Origin of the sequence: Protofrankia sp. Cas4, assembly GCF_963555915.1 — a bacterium.
Classification (GTDB): Bacteria; Actinomycetota; Actinomycetes; order Frankiales; family Frankiaceae; genus Protofrankia.
In genome coordinates this window covers 1-22,810 of sequence record NZ_CAUVXL010000170.1, presented here as the reverse complement: position 1 = coordinate 22,810, position 22,810 = coordinate 1, and the positions used below count along the sequence as shown (strand labels likewise).

The 22,810-nt window shown below is 70.0% G+C and carries 9 protein-coding genes; 5 read left to right on the top strand and 4 right to left on the bottom strand.

The genetic code is table 11. The features are described 5' to 3' along the window. Positions 1 to 36: 36 nt before the first annotated feature. The 4 genes from U9979_RS15850 to U9979_RS15835 are packed head-to-tail and all read left to right on the top strand — an operon-like array spanning position 37 to position 16,980. Positions 37 to 2,928: a DEAD/DEAH box helicase gene (locus U9979_RS15850; protein WP_322779981.1), complete on the top strand. Its 2,892-nt coding sequence runs from the start codon at positions 37 to 39 to the stop codon at positions 2,926 to 2,928. Further along, positions 2,925 to 7,961 (top strand): hypothetical protein, encoded by a 5,037-nt coding sequence (locus tag U9979_RS15845; RefSeq protein WP_322779980.1) that lies wholly within the window; start codon positions 2,925 to 2,927, stop codon positions 7,959 to 7,961. Before U9979_RS15850 ends, U9979_RS15845 begins: the two co-directional genes overlap by 4 nt. After that, complete coding sequence (locus U9979_RS15840; protein WP_322779979.1) at positions 7,949 to 14,707, top strand: DEAD/DEAH box helicase; 6,759 nt, start codon at positions 7,949 to 7,951, stop codon at positions 14,705 to 14,707. The genes U9979_RS15845 and U9979_RS15840 overlap by 13 nt, the downstream gene beginning before the upstream one ends. Then, positions 14,704 to 16,980: a UvrD-helicase domain-containing protein gene (locus U9979_RS15835; protein WP_322779978.1), complete on the top strand. Its 2,277-nt coding sequence runs from the start codon at positions 14,704 to 14,706 to the stop codon at positions 16,978 to 16,980. Before U9979_RS15840 ends, U9979_RS15835 begins: the two co-directional genes overlap by 4 nt. Positions 16,981 to 17,107: 127 nt before the next feature. Here U9979_RS15835 and U9979_RS15830 read toward each other — a convergent pair whose 3' ends face one another. The 4 genes from U9979_RS15830 to U9979_RS15815 form a co-directional block, all read right to left on the bottom strand. Next, positions 17,108 to 17,461, bottom strand: coding sequence for a UBP-type zinc finger domain-containing protein (locus tag U9979_RS15830; protein WP_322748734.1), 354 nt, complete (start codon positions 17,459 to 17,461; stop codon positions 17,108 to 17,110). Positions 17,462 to 17,492: 31 nt separating this feature from the next. Then, positions 17,493 to 19,007, bottom strand: a complete 1,515-nt coding sequence (locus U9979_RS15825) for an ATP-binding protein (protein WP_322779977.1) — start codon at positions 19,005 to 19,007, stop codon at positions 17,493 to 17,495. Further along, entirely contained in the window at positions 19,004 to 20,680 is a 1,677-nt protein-coding gene (locus tag U9979_RS15820) for an FAD-dependent oxidoreductase (protein WP_322779993.1), read from the bottom strand. Before U9979_RS15820 ends, U9979_RS15825 begins: the two co-directional genes overlap by 4 nt. Positions 20,681 to 20,761: 81 nt before the next feature. Beyond that, on the bottom strand, positions 20,762 to 22,315 hold the full coding sequence (locus tag U9979_RS15815; protein ID WP_322779976.1) for a Na+/H+ antiporter: 1,554 nt from the start codon (positions 22,313 to 22,315) through the stop codon (positions 20,762 to 20,764). Between the two features lie 133 nt (positions 22,316 to 22,448). Here U9979_RS15815 and U9979_RS15810 point away from each other — a divergent pair, with 133 nt between their 5' ends. Further along, positions 22,449 to 22,754 carry a hypothetical protein gene (locus U9979_RS15810; RefSeq protein ID WP_322748738.1) on the top strand — a complete coding sequence of 102 codons (306 nt, stop codon included), beginning with the start codon at positions 22,449 to 22,451 and terminating at the stop codon, positions 22,752 to 22,754. The last annotated feature ends 56 nt before the right edge of the window (positions 22,755 to 22,810 follow it).

Below are 22,810 nucleotides of genomic sequence, written 5' to 3'. Positions count from 1 at the left end.
AATCAGGGGCGGCCGGCCGTGAGGCTGGGGGCCGTGATGCCGGGAACCATGGGGTCGAGGGACGGGGAAGGGCAGGCGGTGGTGACAGCCGGGTCGCGCGGGTCGTACGCGCCGGGAGCGCGGGTCCTCGTGCGCGACGAGGAGTGGCTGGTGCGCAGCGCTGTCCAGACGGCGCATGACGGCTGCATGATCAAAGTAGTGGGGGCGTCGGAGTTCGTCCAGGACTGCGAGGCGACGTTCTTCGACCGGCTCGAACCGGTCGAGGTGCTGCGCCCGGAGAACACCGTCCTGGTCGCCGATGACACGCCACGGTTCCGCCGCAGCCGGCTGTACCTGGAGGCGCTGCTGCGCCGCACGCCGTTGCCGCGCGGTGAGCGCGGGTTGGCGTTGGCGGATTCGTTCCTGCTCGACCCGAAGACCTACCAGCAGCGCCCGGCCGAGCGTGCGCTCTCGGGCCTGCGCCCGCGGCTTCTGATCGCGGATGTGGTGGGTCTGGGCAAGACCCTGGAGATCGGGCTGATCCTGGCCGAGCTGGCCCGCCGCGGCCGGGGGGACCGCATCCTGGTGGTGACTCCCCAGCAGGTGCTCGAACAGTTCCAGCACGAGCTGTGGACGCGTTTCTCCCTGCCGCTGGTCCGGTTGGACTCGGTGGGTATCGAGCGGATCCAGCGGGAGATCCCGGCCGGACGTAACCCGTTCACCTACTTCAAGCGGGTCATCGTCTCGGTGGACACGGTGAAGAACGTCGGCATGTACGGCCACCACCTGGAGAACATCGTCTGGGATGCGGTCGTGATCGACGAGTCGCACAACCTGATCGGTTCGGCGAGCCTGCGTAACCGGCTGGCGCGGCTGCTCGCCTCCCGTACCGACGCGCTCCTGCTGGCCAGCGCCACCCCGCACAATGGCGACAAGAAGTCTTTCGGTGAGTTGATCAGGCTGCTCGACCCGGCCGCGATCGCCGATGTCGAGCACTATTCGGATGCGGACATCAGCCACCTCTACGTCCGCCGGACGAAGATCGACAAGGAGGTCCGGGACGAGATCAGCGGCGACTGGGCCGACCGGGGCCCGTCCGTGCCGCTGCGGTGCCCGGCGACACCCGCCGAAGAGAAGATCTTCGCCGAGTTCGTGCGGGTCTGGCTGCCGCCCGGCGACGCGGGCACGGCTGATCCGGTGGTGCGTCCGCAGGTGGCGAGCATCGTGAGCAGGGAACGGCGGCTGTTTCCCTACACCCTGCTCAAGGCGTTCCTGTCGTCCCATCACGCGCTGGCGCAGACCGTCGACACGCGGCTGGGCTCGGCGGGCTGCACCGATCCGGCCGAGCGGGCCGCGCTCGAGCGGCTGCGTACGCTGGCGGCGGCCATGACCGACACCGACTCCGCCAAGCTGTCGGCCCTGCTGCGCGAGCTGCGCGGGATCGGTGTCGGCCCGGGGAGCGATGTCCGGGTCGTGGTCTTCTCCGAGCGGATTCCGACGGTGAAGTGGCTGGCCGAGGTGGTACCGGCGGCGCTGGGCTTCACCGGGCGGGCGGCCCGGGACGCAGTGGCGATCATGCATGGCGGTCTGACCGACACCGAACAACAGAAGATCGTCGAGGAGTTCTCCCAAGGGGACATCCCGGTCCGGATGCTGTTCACCGGCGACGTGGCGTCCGAGGGCGTCAACCTGCACCGGGCGTGTCACCAGCTGGTGCACTACGACCTGCCGTGGAGCCTGATCCGCATCGAGCAGCGCAACGGCCGGATCGATCGTTACGGCCAGCGGCTCCAGCCGCAGTTCCGGGCGTTGATCCTCACCTCGGCGGTGGACGGAGCCAAGGACGACACCACGGTCGCCGAGAAGGTGCTGGCCCGGGAGGCCGAGGCACACCGCAGCCTCGGCAGCGCCGGGGCGGTCACCGGGGAGTATCTCGCCGATCGGGAGGAACGCCGGCTCGTCCAGGACCTGCTCGCCGGGCGCACCGTCGAGGAGTCCCTGTCCCTGGACGTCGGCCCCGAACGCGATGTGCTGGCCGACCTGCTCGCCGGTGTCGGTGCGACCTCGGTCGCGGCGCAACCGCGGCGGGCGACGCTACCGACCGTGTTCGCCTCGACCGAGCAGTTCGTCCAGGAGGCGTTGCGGGAGGTCTTCGGCTCGCCGGAGGATGCTCTCGCGCTCCGCCGCGAGGACGGGCTGATCGCCTTTGACGCCCCGCCCGATCTCGAACGCCGGATGTCGGACCTGCCCCGCTCCTACCTGGCCGACCAGCGCGTGGACGGGCGGCTGCGGCTGAAGCTGACCTTCGACCGGGAGCTCGCCGGGCGCGCGCTGGACGAGGCCCGTCGGAGCCGCAGGAGCAGCTGGCCTGCCATCGCCTACGTCAGTGACATCCACCCGGTCGTCGACTGGCTGATCGACAAGGTGCTCGTCCGGCTCGGCCGGCAACAGGCACCCGTCCTGCTCGCCGACGTTGCCGGCCCGGTGTTCTGCATCCAGGGCATCTACTGCAACCGGATGGGTCAGCCGACCGTGGTCGAATGGATGGCGGTGCGTGGCCTGCCCGACATGCCGGATGTCGGGCCCCTGGCCGAGGTGCTGGCACGGGCCGGGGTGAACGCGGCGATGACCAATCCCGCCTCCGGGGTCGATCTCGGACGGTTGCAGGGGCTTGTCCCGGCCGCCGTCGACGCTGCCCGCAGGCATCTGGCGGCGCGGCGCGACGCCTGGGACGCCACGACCGCCGAACCGTTGCGTGTCCACCGGACCCGCCTGGAGCACTGGCGGCAGCAGAGCCTGCTGCCCGAGACCGCCGCCGCGTCCCAGCGGGCCAGCAGAATGCGCCGGGTGGACGACACCATGCGCGAACAGAACGATCTTGTTGCGCGGCTGGAGACCACCGGCGAGCCGTTGCTGCGCCTGCTCGCGGTCCTGGAGAGTGCCGCGTGAGCTTCGAGTCGCTGACCAACCGGGGCGAATACCTCTCCGCCTACTACCTGGGGGAGCTTCTCCCCGGTGTGCTGAAAAAGGAGTATTTGCCCCGCTGGACGGAGGCGGAGAAGCAGACCGACGCGCGCACCCCGCGGGCCGGCATCCGGGCGTTGCGCCGGACCTATTTCGATCTCAAGGCCGAGATCGTCGAACTCATGGCCGATGACGAGGCCGGCGCCGACGCTGAACAGGACAAGCTTCAGGCCAAACTGCACGAGTTGCATGACGAGGTCCTGCGCGCGCTGGCCTTCTCGCCGCGACCGGCGGAGCGCAGCGTCATCCGGGCCGGGACGGAGCATGTCGTCGCGGTCGCCCACGCCGAGGGCGGGGTGGTGGCGATCGAGTGCGGCTGGGCGACGGACACCGACGCGGCGACCGAACCCGACGGTGCCGGCAGGCTGGCGAACCCGGTGGATGTCGACCCGCGGACCCGGATCGAGCACGGCATGGCGCTCGCCGGCCACCTGTTCGCCCTCGACGACGATCCGCCACGCTATGTGCTCATCCTCACCGGCGGTGTGGTGACGCTCGCCGACCGGTTGACCTGGGGGGAGGGCCGCTACCTGGCGGTCAGCCTCGATGTCGCGTTCGGGCGCAACGACACCCGGCCCGGCGGCGAACTCGACATGATCGCCGCACTGTTCGGTGCGGACTCGCTGTGCCCGCCGCAGGAGGGTGGCGCCGAGCGCCTCGCCGAGCTGCGGGAGGGGTCCCGGCGGCAGGCGGTCGGCGTCTCCGCGGAGCTGCGGGAGGGGCTGCGGCTGTCCGTCGAACTGATCGCCAACGAGGTGCTCGACCGCATCCGGGCGGCCGGCGCCCGTCCCGAGCAGATCATGGAACCCGACGAGCTGGGACGTGAACTCGCCCGGGAGGCGCTGCGCTACCTCTACCGGATCCTGTTCCTGCTCTACGCCGAGGCCCGTCCGGAACTCGGCGTGCTGCCGGTGGACCATCCCGAGTACGCCGAGGGGTACAGCCTCGCCCGGCTCGGCGATCTCGTCTCCCGCAAGCTGATCGGCGAGTCGGCGGGTGGCGGCTTTCACCTGTACGAGTCGCTGGACCTGCTGTTCCGGATGGTCAACGAGGGGCACCGCCCCCGTGCCGCCCAGCCTGAGGCTGCCTCGGACAGGCAGACCGACAGCGACGAGGCCGAGCGCAGCGAGGGTGAGGGCATCCGGTTCGAGCCGTTGCGGTCGGAGCTGTTCCTGCCCGGGGCGATCAAACTGATCGGTCGCGGCGCCGTGCCCCACCCGGGGGACGACGACGGGGACGGGTCCGACGCACGGACGATCGACACCCGGCTGCGCAACAGCTGCCTGTACGAGGTGCTGCGGCTGCTGATGCTCACCCGCGGTAAGAAGAAGGAACGCGGCGGGTTCATCTCCTACGCCCAGCTCGGCATCAACCAGCTCGGCGCGGTCTACGAGGGGTTGATGTCCTACACCGGGTTCATCGCCGCGGAGGAGCTCTACGAGGTCGCCAAGGGCGGCGACCCCTCCGACGGCAGCTGGATGATCCCGGCGTCGCGGGCCGACGACTACCCCGACGCGGTCTTCGCCCGCGCGCTCGACGACATGGGCCGCCGTACCGGGCCGCGGGTCCGCTACCCGGCGGGGTCGTTCGTGTACCGGCTCGCCGGCCGGGACCGCCAGACCAGCGCCTCCTACTACACCCCGCAGTCGCTGACCGAGGTGACCGTCCAGCTCACGCTGCGGTACCGCCTCGACCAGGATGGCACCACGACGCCCGCCCGCGAGCTGCTGGACTGGACGATCTGCGAGCCGGCGCTGGGTTCCGGCGCCTTCCTCAACGAGGCGATCAACCAGGTCGCCGCCGAGTACCTGCGGCGGCGTCAGCGGGAGCTGGGGGCGAGCCTCGACCCGGAGCGGTACGCCGTCGAGCTGCAGAAGGTCAAGGCGTACATCGCTCTGCACAACTGCTACGGCGTGGACCTCAACCGCACCGCGGTGGAACTGGCCGAGGTGTCGCTGTGGCTGAACGTGATGCACGCCGGTCTGCAGGCGCCCTGGTTCGGCCTGCACCTGCGGCGCGGCAACTCGCTCATCGGCGCCGGCCGTCGCTACTACGAGCCGGCGACACTCGCCGACAAGGCGTGGCTGACCACCGCTCCCACCGACCATCCGTTCCGTGCTGGCGACCTGCCGGACGGGGTCGTCCACCACTTTCTGCTGCCGGCTGAGGGCTGGGGTGCGGTCGCGGGGGAGAAGGAGGCGAAACAGCTCGCGCCCGAGGTGGCCAAACAGCTGGCCACCTGGCGGCGGGCGCTGCTGCGCCTACCCACGGACAAGGGGCACAACAGCCAGGTCAAGCGGTTGCAGAGGATTGCGCGCCGGGTCGAGTTCCTGTGGGGGCTGGTACGCCAGCGCCTGGAGATCTCCGAACGGGAGATCCGCCGGCACATCGACGTCTGGGGCGCCGACGACCTGCCGACGGTCACCGGGGCGGTGCCACGGGAGAAGATCCTCGCCGATCTGGAGACACCGGGCACGCCGTACTGGCGCCTGAAGATGCTGATGGACGCCTGGTGCGCGCTGTGGTTCTGGCCGCTGGATTCGGTCGGCCTGCTTGACGGCTCGGCCGCACAGTACGAGCGGGACGTCGTCATCGTCCGGCACTCCGAACAGGCGCAGCCCGCCGGGGATGCGTCGGTCGCGCCCAGCTGGGCGGAGGACTCCCTGTTCGACTTCGACTCGGACGGCCCGGAGGCGTTCGAATCATCCGAGCCTTCGGTGCCTGGGAAGTCGAAGAGCACGTCCACGGCGGGGAAGACAGCCGGGAAGGTGAAGGCGTCGGCGGTCGAACGGCTCCGGCGGCTGGTGCCGCTGCGCAGCCTGGACGACTGGCTGACCTTCGTTGAGGCGCTGGTCGGCGCCAAGGACATCGCCGCGGATTCGCTCGGCGCCCATTTCACCTCGCTCGCCGCCCTGGAGGAGTACGAAAACGGGCTGGAGGGCTGGATGGGGATGGACGGCGAGAACCGGCTGCCCGAACGCTTCCCCTGGCTCGGTGTCGTGCGGCAGATCGCCGACCGCCAGGGCTTCTTCCACTGGGAGCTGCACTTCGCCCAGGCCTTCGCGGGCGGCGGCTTCGACCTCCAGGTCGGCAACCCCCCCTGGGTCCGCCCCCGCTGGGAGGAGAACGTCGTCCTCGCCGAACGCGACCCCTGGTTCATGCTCACCGAGAAGCCCCCGGTCGAGACCGTGCGGGCGCGTAAGACAAGCCAGCTTGTGGATGCGGGTGCCTACGGTGAGTTCCTCCGCGAGCTGGCCTCCAACGTCGGTGTGGTGGCGATGCTCGGCTCGTCGGTAACGTACCCGCTCCTGGCCGGAACCCAGCCGGACCTCTACCGCGCTTTCATGTGTCGTGTGTGGGAGCATCTGAGCGCTGTTGGTACCGCCGGGCTCATCCACCGGGACACCCACTTTGGCGGTGCAAAAGAGGGCCAGCTCCGATCGGTGGCGTACCGTCACCTGCGGGTGCATGGAAGTTTCGTCAACGTGGCCAACTGGGCCTTCGCCGACGCGAGCCGGAACATCGAGTTCGGCCTGCACATATACGGTGCAACTCGCGACATCCAGTTCCAGCACGTAAGCGGTCTGTACGACGCGAACACGCTTGTCGACTCCCTTGAACACGATGGCTCGGGACCGGTGCCGGGGCGGCGATATGCCGGATCGTGGGACCGGCGGCCGCATAGAGCACGGGTGATTGATGTCGACCTTGGCCTGCTCGCGGAATGGCAACGGATCAGAGGCGAGACGAGTACGCCTGCGGAGCGCACCGCGCTCCTGCATCCGGTGACACGGCTTGAGCAAGGGGCTATCGCGGCTCTCGCCAGTTTCAAAAGGAGTCTCGGAGGGGCCTCATTTCAAATTGCTCGAGGTTTTGATGAATCAAACGCAAAGAAAGACGGTTTGATTCGCTGGCAGCAGGATTCATCGTCGGTTCTCGGTGATCTAATTATGCAGGGTCCGCATCTTGGTGTGGCAACGCCATTCTGTAAGACTCCCCGGGTGCCGTGCAACAGCAACAGCGACTGGGATGTTCTGGATCTTACGGGGCTCGCAGTAGCGGCGATACCCCGGACCAACTACGCGCGTGCCTGCGAACCTGATCGTTATGAGGCCGCCAAGCGTCAATGGGATGAAAGATCGTATACCGAATACTATCGTCTCGCCTGGCGGCGCATGATCCCATTCAATACCGAGCGTTCTCTTTTTGCGGCGCTGATTCCGCCTGGGCCGGCTCATGTGCATGCGGTTCATTCGGCAGTGCTACCCACGAATCGAGAGACGGCTCTCAATGCCGGGTTCTGGTCGGCTCTCTCGCTTGATTATCTCCTGCGCATTACGGGGCGTTCTGATCTTCAACCCGGTGAGGCATCCGCGATGCCGGCGGCGGATCCGGGGCATCCGTTGGCGTCGGCGTTGTTGCTGCGGACGCTGCGGCTCAACTGCCTGACGAACGCGTACTCGGATCTGTGGGCGGAACTGCATGACCCTGCCTGGGCAGATGGCGAAGGCTGGGTGGTCGGCTGGCCTCGCCTGGCACCACTGGCCGAGGTCGGTCCGGCCTGGGAGTGGGCGACGCCACTGCGGACCGAGTACGAGCGGCGGGCCGCGCTCGTCGAGATCGACGCCCTGGTCTCGGTGTGGCTCGGCATTGAGGCCGAGGAGCTGGTGGCGATCTACCGCTCGCGTTACCCGATCCTCGCCGACCGGGAGGCGGAGATGTACTTCGACGCCGCCGGCCGGCGGCTGGCCGCCGACTCGTACGCCTTTGGTTTCGGGCAGGCGAAGGAGCATTACGTCCAGCTGATGGCGCATCTGGAGGATCCGGAGCGGGTCGCGCCGCCGGAGGGGTATTCGCCGCCGTTTTATAAGGCGGACCGGGAAGCTGAGATGCGCCAGGCGCACGCGGTGTTCAGCGCCCGGTTGCAGGCGGCGAAGGACGCGGGGTGGACGCCGTGAGGCCGACGCTTGCCGCTGAGGGTCTGCGGGCGAACCTCACCCAGTACCTGACCACCACGTTCGCGCTCGCAGACGCGGGCGAACGCGAGGCACTCGCGACGTTCCTCAACCATCCCGAGCATGGGATCTTTCGCGGCCCCTACCTGCGGATCCGCACCCCGTTCCGGCCGGCGGCCGACGGCTGGCGCCGCCATCTGGAGTGGGTGCCGGCGAACTTCACCCCGTACGAGCATCAGGCCAACGCGTTCGAGCGGCTGAGCACCCTGCACGGCCCGGCCCGCCCGACGATGGTGACCACCGGCACCGGCTCGGGCAAGACCGAATCGTTCCTGATTCCCGTCCTCGACCATTGTCGCCGGGCGCGGCGGGCGGGCCGTATCGGGGTCAAGGCGCTGCTGCTGTACCCGATGAACGCCCTGGCCACCGACCAGACGTTGCGCATCAACGGTTATCTGGAGCAGGCCGGGCTCGCCGATGTGACCGCCGGCCTGTACATCGGTGATGTTCCCGAGGTCAGCTACCCGCGGGTGATGACGAAGCGGTCGGAGATGCGCCGCACCCCGCCGGACATCCTCGTCACCAACTACAAGATGCTCGATCTGCTGCTGCAACGCGCCGACGATCTGTCGTTGTGGGATGGCGCCGACCTCGCCTACGTCGTCCTGGACGAGTTCCACACCTATGACGGCGCTCAGGGCACCGACGTCGCGATGCTGCTGCGGCGTCTGGCCGCGGCGACCGGCAAGGCCGAGCCCGGCCGTCCGCTCGGCACGATCTGCCCGGTGGCGACATCGGCGACCCTGGGGGAGGGCAGCGGCGCCGACGGGGGAGCGGGCATCCGCGAGGTTGCCGGCCAGGTCTTCGGGGTGCCCTTCGAGGCGGAGGCGCTGGTCGGGGAGGCCCGCCGGAGTACCAGCGAGATCATCGGGAAGCTCGACTACGGTCTGCCCGTGCCCGACCCGGCGGAACTCGCGGCCATCGCAGACCCGGGCCGGGACCCGTCCGCGATGGGACGGATCGCCCTGGCCGTGCTCGGCGACGACAACATCGACCCCCGCCATCTCGGGGAGAAGCTGCGCGGTCACATCCTGACCGCGGCCGTGCTGGAGATCATCGGTGACCAGCCGACGACCGCCGGCGAGATCCTCGAACTGTTGCCGCGCCGGGGTGCCTACAGCTGGGGCGCGGCGCTGGCGACCGGGTCGGACCTGGCCGCGGCGGCGCTCGCCCGGTTCGTCGCGCTGCTGTCGAGCGCCCGGGTCTCCGACAAGCCCGACAGGCCCGACGATCCCGATGAGCGCGACTCTGCGCTGCGGCCGCTGGTCAGCGTGGAGACGCACCTGTGGGTACGGGCCGTGTCCCGGTTGCTGCGCGGCGTCGGGACGGCGCCCACGTTCGGCTGGGACGGCGAACCGCTGCGCGACCCCGACCCGGAAGCCTCCGACGCGGACGCGGTGGTCACCGACCGGCGCCAGGCGCGGCTCCCGGCGATCCACTGCCGGCACTGCGGCCGGTCCGGCTGGGCGGCCATCTCACCCGAACGCGATCCCGCCGAGCTCATCACCGACCCGGACAAGATCTACCGTGCCGGTGTCGGCGCGGACAAGCGCCAGGTCCGGGCATTGATCGCCGCCACCGCGAGCGAGATCGCGAACCCGAGTCGGGGCCTGCTGGTCCTGGAGGCGGCGGGCAGCCGGGTCCGGCCGTTCGACCCGGCGCGGGACGCACCCGGGCCCGACGCACCCGCGCCGGGCACCCCCGCGTCCGGCGACCGTGGCACGACACGCATCCGTGACGGCGTCGCCGTCCTCGGTGATCTTTCGGATGTCAGTGGAGCGCAGGCCGACCGCTGCCCGGCCTGCGGCCTGGACCAGGGCATCCGCTACCTGGGTGCCGGGCTCGCCACGCTCGCGTCGGTCGCGGTCACCCAGCTGTTCACCGGCGGTGAGCTCACCGGCCGGGAACGCCGGACGCTGCTGTTCAACGACTCGGTGCAGGATGCCGCGCACCGTGCCGGGTTCGTCGCCAACCGGTCGTACACGTTCTCGTTACGCTCGCTGCTCGTCGGTCAGCTGCGCCCCGGCGAACCGGTGGCGCTCAACGACCTGCTCGCCGATCTGATCGCCGCCGCGACCGACCCGGCGGCCGACCCCGGGACCCTGGCCGCGATCGTCCCGCCGGACCTGCACGACCAGCCCGGAATCGACGGGCTGCTCGCCGGTGAGCATGCCGGCGGCGCGGAGGTCTGGCAGCTGATCGGCGACCGGCTCGCCTTTGCAGCGATCATGGAGTTCGGCCTGCGGTCCCGGGCGGGCCGCACCCTGGAGCTGACCCGCACCGCCGCCGCCGAGGTCATCCTCGACGAACCGGAGAAGATCGCAGCGCTGTGCCGGGACGTGTTCCTGCACGGGCCGGTCACCACCGGCGCGCCCGCGGACGAGGCGACCTACCTGGCGTTCGTCCGCGGCGTGGGAGAGCGGCTGCGGATGCGCGGCGCGATCCGCCACCGCTGGCTCGACGGCTACCTCGGCCAGGCCGGGGCCCGCTGGCAGGTGTGGGGCGGGCGGCCCAGCGGTATGCCCGCGTTCCCCCGCGGGGTGTCCGCGCCGGCGTTCTTGGCGTCCGCGCCGAAGCGCCGCAGCGAATTCGACGTCCTGACCGCCCGCGGCGGCTGGTACCAGGACTGGGCGGTCCGCTGCCTGGAGCTGTCCCGGGAGCACGCCACCGACTACCTGACCCGGCTCCTACCCGTCCTCGCCGACGCCGGGCTGCTGGCGCGGCGGGTCGCCGACGACGCCACCACCGTCGTCTACGGGCTGCAACCCGGCCACATCCGGGTGACCCGGCTTGATGCCGGCGAGGTGGCTGCCGCCGGAGTCCGCTGCGACTCGTGCGCGTGGACGCAGACCGTGCCCCCGGCGCGGGTGGCCGACTGGGTCGGGCAGCGCTGCGGGCGGTACCGCTGCCCCGGCCGGCTCACCGCGGGCGCTCCCGCCGCTCCCGCCGGCGCTTCGGATGATGACGTTTCCACCGACTACTACCGGCGGCTCTACACCGAGGGCGGGATCTTCCGGGTCGTCACCGGCGAGCACACCGGCATGCTGACCCGTCCCCAGCGGGAGAAGGTCGAAAAGCAGTTCCGGGACGGCAGCCGGTACACCGACCCGAACGTGCTGTCGTGCACCCCCACCCTGGAACTGGGCATCGACATCGGCGACCTGTCGGCGGTGGTGCTGGCGTCGCTGCCGACCGGGCCCGCCAACTATGTGCAGCGGGCGGGCCGCGCGGGGCGGCGCAGCGGCAACGCGTTCGTGCTGACGTTGCTGGGCCGCCGCGAACGCGACCGCTACTACCTCACCGACCCACGGGAGATGATCGCGGGGGAGATCGTCCCGCCGGGGTGTTACCTGTCCGCCGTGGAGATCCTGCGCCGCCAGTATGTGGCGCACCTGGTGGATCTGACCGCCCGCGGCCGGCTCCCCGGCGTCCTGGCGCTGCCACGGTGGGCGTCGGCGCTGTTCGGCCCGTCCGGCTGGCTCGCCGCCTTCACCGAAGCCGCTCTCGCGGCTGGTGACACGCAGGTCACGGAGTTCCTCGGCCTGTTCGGCCCAAGCGGTTCTCCTACCGGGGTCAGCGCCCCCGCCGCCGCCGAACTTCGTGACTACGCGACCGGCGGGCTGGGCCAGGCCGTGCGGGCGGTGGAGGCCGAGTGGGACGGGCGCCTGGCCGACCTGCGCTACCGGCTCGACGCGATCGAGCGGGCCGCGGCGTTGCTGATCACCTCCGACCCCGACCAGGACCGTGAACACCGGGCGCTGCGGGCGGAACGCCGGGCGGTCGCCCGGCGGATCGCGGAGATCGGCAAGGCCTCGGCCCACGGCACCCTCGTCGAGTCCGGGCTGCTGCCGAACTACGCGCTGATCGACACCCGCACCGCGCTGGAGGCCACGCTCGCCTGGGAGGACCGCAGCGGCGAGGACAACCGGGTCTTTCACAGCGAGCTGCGGGAGTACAGCCGCCCGGCCCGTCCCGCGCTGGTGGAACTCGCCCCCGGCAACAGCTACTACGTGCTGGGCTACCGGCACACCGTCTCCGGGCTCGACATCGGCTCGCCCAAGCGGCCCGCCTACCAGCAGTGGCGGGTCTGCCCGGCCTGCGGCTACGTCCGCACCACGCTGGCCGCCGAGGACACCACCCGCTGCCCCCGCTGCACCGCCGCGGCGATCGCCGACGCGGGCAACCTGTTCACCGTCCTGCGGCCCACCACAGTCACCTCGCATGACCGGCGGGAGGACGCGAGGATCCGCGACGACTCCGACGACCGCGACATCAAGAGCTACACCACGCAGGTCGCGGTCGACATCGACCCGGCGGACGTCGACCGGTCCTGGCGGCACGACCATGTCACCTTCGGCGTCGACTACACCCGCCACGCCGTCATCCGCGAGTTCAATCTGGGCGCGGCCCGGTACGACCGGCCCGCCGGTGACACGTTCGCGGGTGTCGAGACGCGGCTCAACCCCTTCTACACGTGCACGTCGTGCGGCGGCACCACCAGCGACGGGCCGCCGCCGACGACAGGCCTGGCGCTGACCACCGCCACCTCGTCCGTCGGCGGCCCGGCTGGCGGTCGTGACAGGGCGGCCGACCACCACCGGCCGTGGTGCCGGTACCGGCGGGACCCGTATGCCGCGGAACACGTCGCCCTGGTCCTCGCCCACGAGCTGCGTACCGAGGCACTGCGCATCCTCGTGCCGGCGGTCACCGCCGCCGTGGCGGAGCGGATCGTCTCCTTCGCCGCGGCTCTGCGCCTGGGCATCGCAGCCCGTTACGGCGGTGATCCCGATCATCTGCGGGTCGTGGCGGCGGTCATGCCCGACCGCGACACCGGGCATACTCGCCGGTTTCTCGTCGTCCACGACATCCAGCCCGGTGGTACCGGCTACCTGCATCGGATCAGTGACCCGGACAGCTTCCGCGAGGTGCTGCAGGCCGCGCAGGCTGTGATCGAAGGCTGCCGCTGTGTCGGTGCGGGCAAACCGGCCTGCCACCGGTGCCTGCTGCGCTACGCCCGGGACAGGGAGTTCCCGCTGATGATCCGGGCCGAGGCGCTCGGCATGCTGCGGGGGCTCCTCGACCCGTGGACGGTCGGAGCGTCGGTGCGGACCGACGAGATCTCCCTGTTCGACCAGGTCGAGAGCGAACTGGAACTGCGGTTTCTGCAGGCTCTGCTCGACTGGGCCAAGCGCCCTGACAGTGCCCCGCAGACCAGGGCCAGCATCACCCGGGGAGCCGACCAGAACGGCGCCCGCATCGCCGATCTGCGGTTGGAAGCACCCGACGGCCAGGTCGTCCACTGGCGGATGAAGCTGCAGAACGCCATCCGCGGCACTCGACCCGACGTCCATTTCGTCCGCATGGACGCCGCCCCCGTCGAGGTCGCCGTGTACCTCGACGGGTATCGCTACCATGCGTCGCCCGAGCACAACCGGCTCGCCGACGACGCCGACAAGCGCACCCGGTTGCGCGCTCACGGTGTGCACGTTTTCCAGCTCACCTGGGATGACGTGGAGGACTGGCGCGGCACCGCCGGCGGCGCAGGCGGCGACCGGGCGCGGGTGTGGCCGCCCTACCACGGCCCCAGGCAGCAGGACGCCCGCGCGTACTACCAGCAGCGCACCGGACGCGACGGCGGGGAGCTCGCCGAGCTGGTCTGGGTGAACCCGATCGACATGCTGCTGGCCTTCCTGCGGGACCCGGACCCGCGGGTGTGGCGGGCCCGCGCCGAAGGTGCGCTCGCCGGCCTGCTGAAGCAACCGGGAGGGGTGGCGACCTCCGCGGACTCCCGGCACATCGCCGACCTGATCGCGCCGGCACTGCGCGGTGACGAGCTGCCGCTGCGCGGCATCGACCCGGTCATCCTCCTGCGGGTCGCCGACACCAACCGGTGCCCGCTCGTGCTGCTCATCGACGAGCGAGCCGGGGCCGCCAACCGGGTGTGGTCGGCCCTGGCGGTGGTCGACGACCGGCCGCAGACCATCACCGCCGACACCGCCGCGGACACCGACGATCACAAGGTTCGCTGGGCCGCCTGGCTGTACTGGACCAACCTGGTGCAGTTCCTCGACTCCGGCGGCGGGGACGGCGTCCAGCTCGCGTTCAGCGATCTCGACGCCTTCGACCCCGGGCTGCTCGCGGTCGCCGAAGGCACCGGGCTGCTGCCCGCGGCGCGGGCTCTCCCACTCGACGACGAGACCTCGTCGTGGCTCGGCCGGGCACCGTCCCAACCGTCCAGAGCGTCCAGACCGGTGGCGACCGGCGCCGAACCGGCTGACCATCGTTGGCAGGAGGTCCTGGACCTGCTTGACCCGGACGAACCCGGCCTGGAGTCGCTTGTCCGCGGCGTGCTGGCCCTCGGCGCGTCGGCTCATGGTGTGCCGGCTCATGGTGTGCCGCCGCCCGAGATCGGCTATGAGCTCGGTGACCAGGCGTGGCAGGCCGAGGTCGCGTGGCCCGCGGCCCGGGTCGCAGTGCTCCTGCGCGGCGCGGATTCCGGCCGGGGTTCCGGCGCGGGTTCCGGCGCGGGTTCCGACCCTGGTGCCACCGTCGACTCTGAGACCGCTGACCGGGACGCCGCCTACGCCGCGGCCGGCTGGGACGCCCGAACGGCCATCGAGTGGACCATCTCCGAACTCGCCGAAAAGATCGTAATGGTGGATGGAGCACGAGAGGACGTGGACCGGTGAGTGCCCAGGGCGGGGTGACGCTGCGGATCCTGGAGCGGGCGGACAAGGAGATCCTGGCGCTGTCACGCACCGAAAAGGGCGCGGTCTACGAGTTCCAGGACAAGTTCCGGCGTAATCCGCAGAGCCCGGGGCTGCACTTCAAGCAACTCAAGGGAGACCCGCGGCTGTGGTCGGCCCGGGTCGGCAACGATTTCCGGGCGTTGCTGCTGCACGTCGGTGCGCAGGATTACCTGCTCCTCTCGGTGCGCAACCGTAAGGACGTCTACGACAACCTCGACCGGTACCGCTACCAGATCAACCGGGTCACCGGCGGTATTGAGGTCGTCGACCTGTCCCCGGTCGGTGACAGCATTGTCGGGCGCCTCCTGCCGCCGGAGCCGGACGGCAACGCCGGGCAAGCCACGCAAGCCACGCAAGCCGTGAAAGCCACGCAAGCCGTGAAAGCCATGGAAAAGGCGGGGCCGCGCCCGCTCTTCGCGGATATCGCAGACCAGGTCCTGCTCGACCTCGGCGTGTCCGAACCGCTGATCCCGCTCATCCGGCGGATCGTCACCGAGGACGAACTGCTCGCCCTCGCCGACATCGCGCCCCAGCTCACTGCCGACGTCCTGCTGGCCTTACACGACGGCAAGACCTTCGAGCAGGTGCTGGAGGAGGTGACCGACCCCGTCCGTGCCGGTGAACCGGTCAACCCCGACGACTTCGCCGCCGCGGTGGGGCGTCCGGCAACCCAGGTCACCAGCGATGACGCCGCGCTGCGGGCGATCCTCGCCGAGTCGTTCGCCCGCTGGCAGGTCTTCCTGCACCCCACCCAGCGCAAGCTGGTCGAACGCCGGTACAACGGGCCGGCCAGGGTCGGCGGTGGCCCCGGAACCGGCAAGACCATCGTGGCGCTGCACCGCGCCCGCCACCTGGCCGAACGCCTGCCACCGGGGGACGACAAACCGATCCTGTTGACGACCTTCAACCGCAATCTCGCCGCGGACCTGCGCACCCGACTGCTGGCGCTGGCCGGGCCGGAGCTGGTCGCCCGGGTGGACATCATCAACATCGACAAGCTCGCCAGCAGGGTCGTCGCCGAAGCCGGGCTCGACGGCCGTCGCCGGATCGTCGATGACACGGTGGCCGTCGACCAGTGGCGGACCATGCTGTTCGAACTGGGCGAGACACGGTGGGAGCCGGAGTTCCTGGCCGGCGAATGGTCGCAGGTCATCCTCGGGCAGGTACTGAGCTCGCGGACCGACTATTTCAAGGCACGCCGACCGGGCCGTGGCCGTGCGCTCACCCGCCAGGACCGCGACGCCGTCTGGCGGCTCGCCGAACGGTTCGAAAAGCGCCTTGAGGACAACGGCGTGTGGACCTGGCGTCAGCTCGCCGGCCGCGCGGCACGCCTGGAGTTGGACCGCGAGGTGCAGATCCAGCGGACTTTTGGCCAACGGGAGGTCAGCGGGGAGAGCAGCTCCGGTTCCACCCCGCGCTACCGCTACCGGCACATCGTCGTCGACGAGGCGCAGGATCTCAGCGCCGCGCACTGGAAGATGCTGCGCGCCATGGTCCCCGCCATGGCGGACGACATGTTCCTCGTCGGCGACACCCACCAGCGCATCTACGACAACTACGTCACCCTGGGCAGCCTCGGGGTCAACATCCGTGGACGCTCAGCCAAGCTCACCCTCAGTTACCGAACGACGCGGCAGATCCTGGCCACGGCGTTGGAACTGCTCAGCGGCGAGACATATGACGATCTGGACGGTGGCGAGGAGAATCTTGCCGGATACCGCTCGCTGCTGCACGGTGGCCGCCCGGCGCTGCACGGCGTGGGCACCTGGGCCGAGGAACAGCAGCTGATCAGCCGGCAGATTCAGGCCTGGGGGACTGCGCTCGACGGCTCGATGACCGACGGCTCGATCGCGGTGTGTCTACCGACCAGACAGCTGGCCGGCGAGGTCATTCAACGGCTTTCCGAGGATGGCGTCACCGCCGTCGAGATCGGCCCCGACGGGCCGAAGCAGCATGACGGTGTGCACGTGGGCACGATGCACCGCTTCAAGGGGCTCGAATACCGAAAAATGATCATTGGTGGAGTGGGTGCGGGGCTGGTACCGCGTCGCGGCATCGAGCAGTACCAGGACATCGACCCCAAGCGCTACCAGCGGGAACGGACGCGCGACCGCTCCCTGCTCTTCGTGGCCGCGACCCGGGCCCGCGACGAGCTCGCCATCTTCTGGCACGGCACCCCGAGTCCTTTCCTTTCCGCCGTCACACACCCCTGATCGGCCGTGCGCGGCCGATCGTGGAGATCGTGATCGGCGTTTGTTTGTCGTCAGGTACGGTTTTCGGCCGGATTGGCGTACCTGACGACAAACTCGCGCCGATCTTGTTGACGGACGATATCCGTTCTCAGCGCAGGTGGTCCTGCCAGTCGGCGGGCACCCGCCCGACCGGGCCAGGCGTCGGTTGGCCCAGTGGGTGATGCTCGGGCGGCGCCAGCGGCGGCCCGTCGTAGAACTGTTCGGTCTGGTAGTCCCAGAACCAGGTCTCGCCTGGCTCGAAGCTGCGGATCAGCGGATGGCCGGTTGTGGCCGCGTGCGCGCTCGCGTGCTGGGAGGGGGAGGAGTCGCAGCAGCCGATGTGGCCGCATCGGGCGCAGCGACGCAGATGGAACCACCATCCGGGGCCGTTGCCGGCGGTGCATTCGGCGCATCCCGTTCCGCTCGGTGTCGCGGACGGATCGATCGTGGTCACCTCAGTCATGCGGCTCACCTCGCTCTTGCGGCTCGCTCGGTCATACGGTCGCTTCATCGGCTGGCTGGGCAGGCAGCCGCACCCGGAAGCGGGTGTCACCGGGCACTGACTCCACTGACAGGTCGCCGTGGTGTTTGGTGACCACGATGCGCCAGGAGATGTCCAGGCCCAGACCGGTGCCCTCGCCCACCGGTTTGGTGGTGAAGAACGGTTCGAAGATCCGGTCACGGATCTCCGGTGCCACGCCCGCCCCGGTGTCCGCGATCTCGACCACCAGGTGGTCGATCACCAGGTGGTCGACGGCCAGGTGGTCCTGGCTGGATGTCGTGCGCACGGTCAACGTGCCGGCGCCGTCCATGGCGGCGACCGCGTTGTCGATCAGATTTGTCCAGACCTGGTTGAGTTCGGCGGCATAGGCGGGGATCTTCGGTAGCGTCCGGTCGTAGTCCCTGACAACGGTGATGCGCTCGCCGATCGTGCCGGCGAGCATGACCAGGGTGCTGTCCAGCAGCTCGTGGACGTCGACCCGCTGGTAGGGCGCGCGGTCCAGCTGGGAGTACTGCTTGGCGGCGGTCACCAGGGTCGAGATCCGAGTCGTGGAGTCCTCGATCTCGTTCACGAGTAGCTCGGTTTCGACCGTGTAGTTGAGCCACCGGACGGCACCTTCGAGTATCGCGCCGGGGACGCTGGCCGTGACCTGGTCCAGCCAGGCAAGGTCGAGACCGGCCTGGACGAAGGTCGGGGCGAGATCCCACCCGCCGGCGATGCCGTGTTCGTCGAGCCAGTCGGTGACCGCATCCTCCCTGTCGCCGACCTCCAGCGGAGTCAGAACGGGCGCCTTCGCGACCCGCTCCACCGCCTCCTCCTGCAGTCGGATCAGGGTTTCCAGGGTGGCCCGGTCGTAGGGTCCCGAGGCGATCAAGCCGAGTTTGTGCCGCATCCCGGCGACCCGCTCCCGCAACGCCGACGTGGCCCGTACCGCGGCGGCGGCCGGATTGTTCAGCTCATGGGTGAGCCCGGCGGACAGGGAGCCCAACGCCAGCAGCCGTTCCCGCTGACCGACCGCCTGCTGGGTGGTCCGCATGCCGAGGAACAACCCCTCCAGCATGTGCACGGCCATCGGGAACCATTCGTGCATCAGCCGCGCCAGCGCATCCGCCGGGAGCACGAAGAAACGCGACGGCTCGCTGGCCCGCAACGAGGCGCTGTAGACCTGCGGCACACGGTCGCCCAGGTAGGCCTGAAAGGCGCCCGTGTACACGCCGCGCTGGGATGTGCGGTTGATTTCCACGTCGTCGGCACCGATCCGCCGTGACATCACCAGCGCGCCCTCGATGAGCACGTAGAAGCAGGTGGCAGGCTCGCCTTCGGTGAAGACCTGTCCTGGTCCGATGGACTCGGCGCGTCCTTGCGCGCACAGCCAGGCCAACTGGTCCTCGGTGAGTTTCTCGAACAGGAACAGCGTGCGGAGCTCGTCCGGGCTGCACGCCGTCGAGGTGGCCGAGGTGGCCGAGGTGGTCGGAGGCGCGGTGGCGCTCTGCGCCGGGTCGGTCATCGCTTGTCCAGATACCGGTGGACCAGGGTGATGGCCATAGCACCCTCACCGACCGCGGACGCGACTCGCTTCACCGACTCGGCCCGCGCGTCGCCGGCCACGAAGACACCCGGAACGCTGGTCTCCAGGTGGTACGGATCCCGGTCCAGGGGCCATCCGCGGGGTCGTTGTCCGTCGACCACGAGGTCAGGGCCGGCTATGACGAATCCGCGGCCGTCGCGGACGATCACGCCGTCCAACCAGTCGGTGCGCGGCGCCGCCCCGATGAAGACGAACAGCCACTGCGCATCGACCGTCTCCGTCGCACCGGTCGCATTGTCACGGAGCGTCAGCTGCTCCAGGTGTTGCGTGCCATGGCCGGCGACGACCTCGGTGCAGGGCCGTACTGAGATCGCCGGGATGCCGGCGATCTGCTCGATGAGGTAGTGGGACATGGACGCTTCCAGCGACAGGCCGCGGACGAGCATGACCACCGAGCGGGCGTGCCGGGCGAAGTACACCGCCGCCTGCCCGGCGGAGTTCGCCCCGCCGACGATGTAGACCTCCTGCCCGGCGCAGCCGGACGCCTCGGTCAGCGCGGAGCCGTAGAACACGCCGCGGCCGGTCAGCGTCTCCAGCCCGGGAGCCGCCAGCTGCCGGTAGGACACGCCGGTCGCCAGGATGACCGTGTGGGCGTCGATTTGTCCACTGTCGGCGAAGTGCACCGTCCGCGCCGAGCCGTTGGCCTCCAGGCCGACGACGTCACGGGCGGTGAGTACCTCGGCGCCGAATTTGGTTGCCTGCCGGCGGGCACGGTCGGTGAGCTGCGCCCCGGAGACTCCGTCGGGGAAGCCGAGATAGTTCTCGATCCGTGAGCTCTGTCCGGCCTGGCCACCGGTTGCGGTCCGCTCGACCAGCACGGTCCGCAGCCCTTCGGATGCGCCGTACACGGCCGCGCCCAGGCCCGCCGGACCCCCGCCGATGACGATCACGTCGTAGAAGTCGGCGGCCGGCGCGGTGCTGAGCCCGACCCGGTTGGCGAGTTCGGAATCGGTGGGCTCCACCAGTGCCTCGCCGCTTTCGGTGATCACAACCGGGAGGGTGACGCCGTCCGCTCCGGCCGCGGCCAGCAGCCGCTCGCCTTCCGGCTCGTCGGCGAGGTACCACCGGTAGGGCACCTGGTTGCGGGCGAGGAAATCGCGGACCTCGTGCGACCGCGCCGACCAGCGGTGGCCGACGACCTTGGTCTCCGGCACGGGCCGATGGTCCGTGGTGCGCCAGGCGTCGAGCAGGGCGTCCACGACCGGGTAGAGCTTCTCCTCCGGCGGATCCCACGGCTTGAGCAGGTAGTGGTCCAGATCGACGACGTTGATGGCGTCGATCGCGGCATCGGTGTCGGCGTACGCGGTCAGCAGCACCCGCCGGGCCGTGGGGAACAGGTCCATCGCCTGTTCGAGGAACTCGATGCCGTTCATCCGCGGCATGCGGTAGTCGGCCAGAATCACCGCGACCTGGTCGCCGCGCAGCTTCAGCTCGCGCATGGCGTCCAGCGCCTGCTCGCCCGACTCGGCTCGGATGATCCGGTGGTTCTCACCGTAGCGCCGTCGCAGGTCGCGGCTGACCGCACGGGAGACGCTCTGGTCATCGTCGACGGTGATCAGTGCCGCGCGCACGGCCGAACGGGGCGCCGTCATGGTTAACCAGTCAAGCACGTGCGGCCCGTCCCCGGCAGGTCGTCGCGGCAACGACAATCCTCTGTCGGGGTTATCGGAACCTCAGCGCCCGCCCAGACCGGCCTCCTCCAGGTCCAGGTCGCGTTGCAGGCGTCGACGTGTCGTATCGCTGACCTGGTGGGCGTCATACAGGCGGCGTAGCTCGGTGCTCTGCACGGCGATCACCTCGCGGCGCAGCTCGCGGTATACCTGGAGGAGGGTCCTGCCCGGCTGGTCGTCGTTGTGCTCGGTGGGTTGCTCCAGGCGTGCGTGGAGGTTGCGGCGCACGCGGTCGATGGCCGCCTCCGGGACGGTATCCAGCCCGGTGATGTCGTCGAGGTGGGTGAGTCCGGCGTGGATGAGTCGGTCGCGGGTACGGGTTTCCTCCCGGGCGGTGTGCTCGGGTTCGAGGGCGAGTCCGGAGCGGCTCACGACGTGGGCAAGGCTCAGACCCTGGAGGACGAGAGTGAAGACGACGACGGCGGTGGTGAGGGTCAGGATCAGAGGGCGCCCGGGCAGTGGGGTGCCGTCGGTGGCGGTGAGCGGGATGGACAGGGCTGCGGCCAGCGGCATCACGCCCCGGGTGCCGGCCCAGGTCACCACGCCCGCCAGGCGCCAGGACGGGCGGCCGCTGGTGGGCCTGACCGCCGCGGACAGCGGGAACATCCACACCACCCGCAGGGCGATCAGAGTGGCGGCGATGGCGAGTGCCTGCAGCGGCCACAGACCGGTTCCGGCCGGGAGTTCACGGATCAGGGACGGCAGTTCAAGGCCGACGATGCTGAAGACGACGCTCTCCAGCAGGAAGATCACCACTGCGTACACGGCGTGCAGCTGCAGCCGGATATGGGCGTCACTGAGCTGGTGCCCGGACCGGCCTAGCAGCACGCCCGCGACCACGACGGCGGTGATCCCCGACATGTGCGCGGACTCGGCGAGCACATAGGCGGTGTACGGGGTGATCAGGGCGATCACGGTCTCCAGCACGGGGTCGGTGGTGCGGCGGCGGATGGCCGCGACCACCACCGCGACCACCGCGCCGATCGCACTGCCACCGCCCGCAAGCAGGACGAACTCACCGCCGACCACGTCCCAGCTGACCGCGCCGGAGGCCGCCGCGACGGTGACGGCGACCTTGAAGAGCACCAGCGAGGTGGCGTCGTTGAACAGGCTCTCCGCCTGTACCAGTACCTGCACCCGGCCGGGAAGCGCGAGCCTGCGGCCGAGCGCGGTGACCGCGACCGGGTCGGTACTGGCCAGCACCGTGCCCAGCACGAAAGCCATGGCGACCGGCAACGGCGTGAGCGCAGCGGTCACCGCGCCCACGGCGGCGGAGGAGGCCAGTACCAGGCCGAACGCCAGAACAACGACCGGCCGCCACACCATGCGCAGGTCGCGCAGGGACAGCTCCTCGGCGGAGGCGTACAGCAGCGGAGGCAGGACGACCAGACCGATGGTCTGCGGAGCTATGTGCAAGGCAGGAGTGCCCGGCATGAGCGCCACTGCAAGACCGGCCAGCACCAGCAGCGGTGGAGCGGGCACCCGCCAGCGGCGTGCCCCGGTGGCTACCGCGGTTGCCAGCACCACAAGAAAGAGGACTGTCCCCACCGCACGCATCCGCCGAACCTCTGGTCCGTGATCGGGGTTGCTGCCGCGGATCGCTGCAGTCCATCCCCCACGCCGACCAGGCTTCCCGGCACACCTGAAGCAGACTTTATCAATTCCTCAGCTGTTTCGTGCGGTGGGATCGGTGCAGGGGCGCGTCAAGACGACATTTCGCACCTGCTTACTCACGCTGCGGGTCAATGGTCGCCACCGCGAAGCCGCAGGCTGTCACGCAGCGGTGGACCTGATCACAGCGGCGCTGGCCGACACGCGGGTCGTGGTCGTCAACGGTGCCCGCCAGGTTGGCAAGAGCACCCTGGCTGAGGTCGTGCTGCGGGCGCGGGCCGACGGGGTAGCCCGGTTTCTCGATGACCCGGCGACACGGGCCGCGGTGTCGCGGGACTGTTGCCGGTCGCTCTTTGGGAACGATGTGAATCTGGTGTTGTGGTAGGAGCATCGGATTCACATCGTTAAGAGCAATGCCGTTGACTTAGGGCTGGGCTGGGC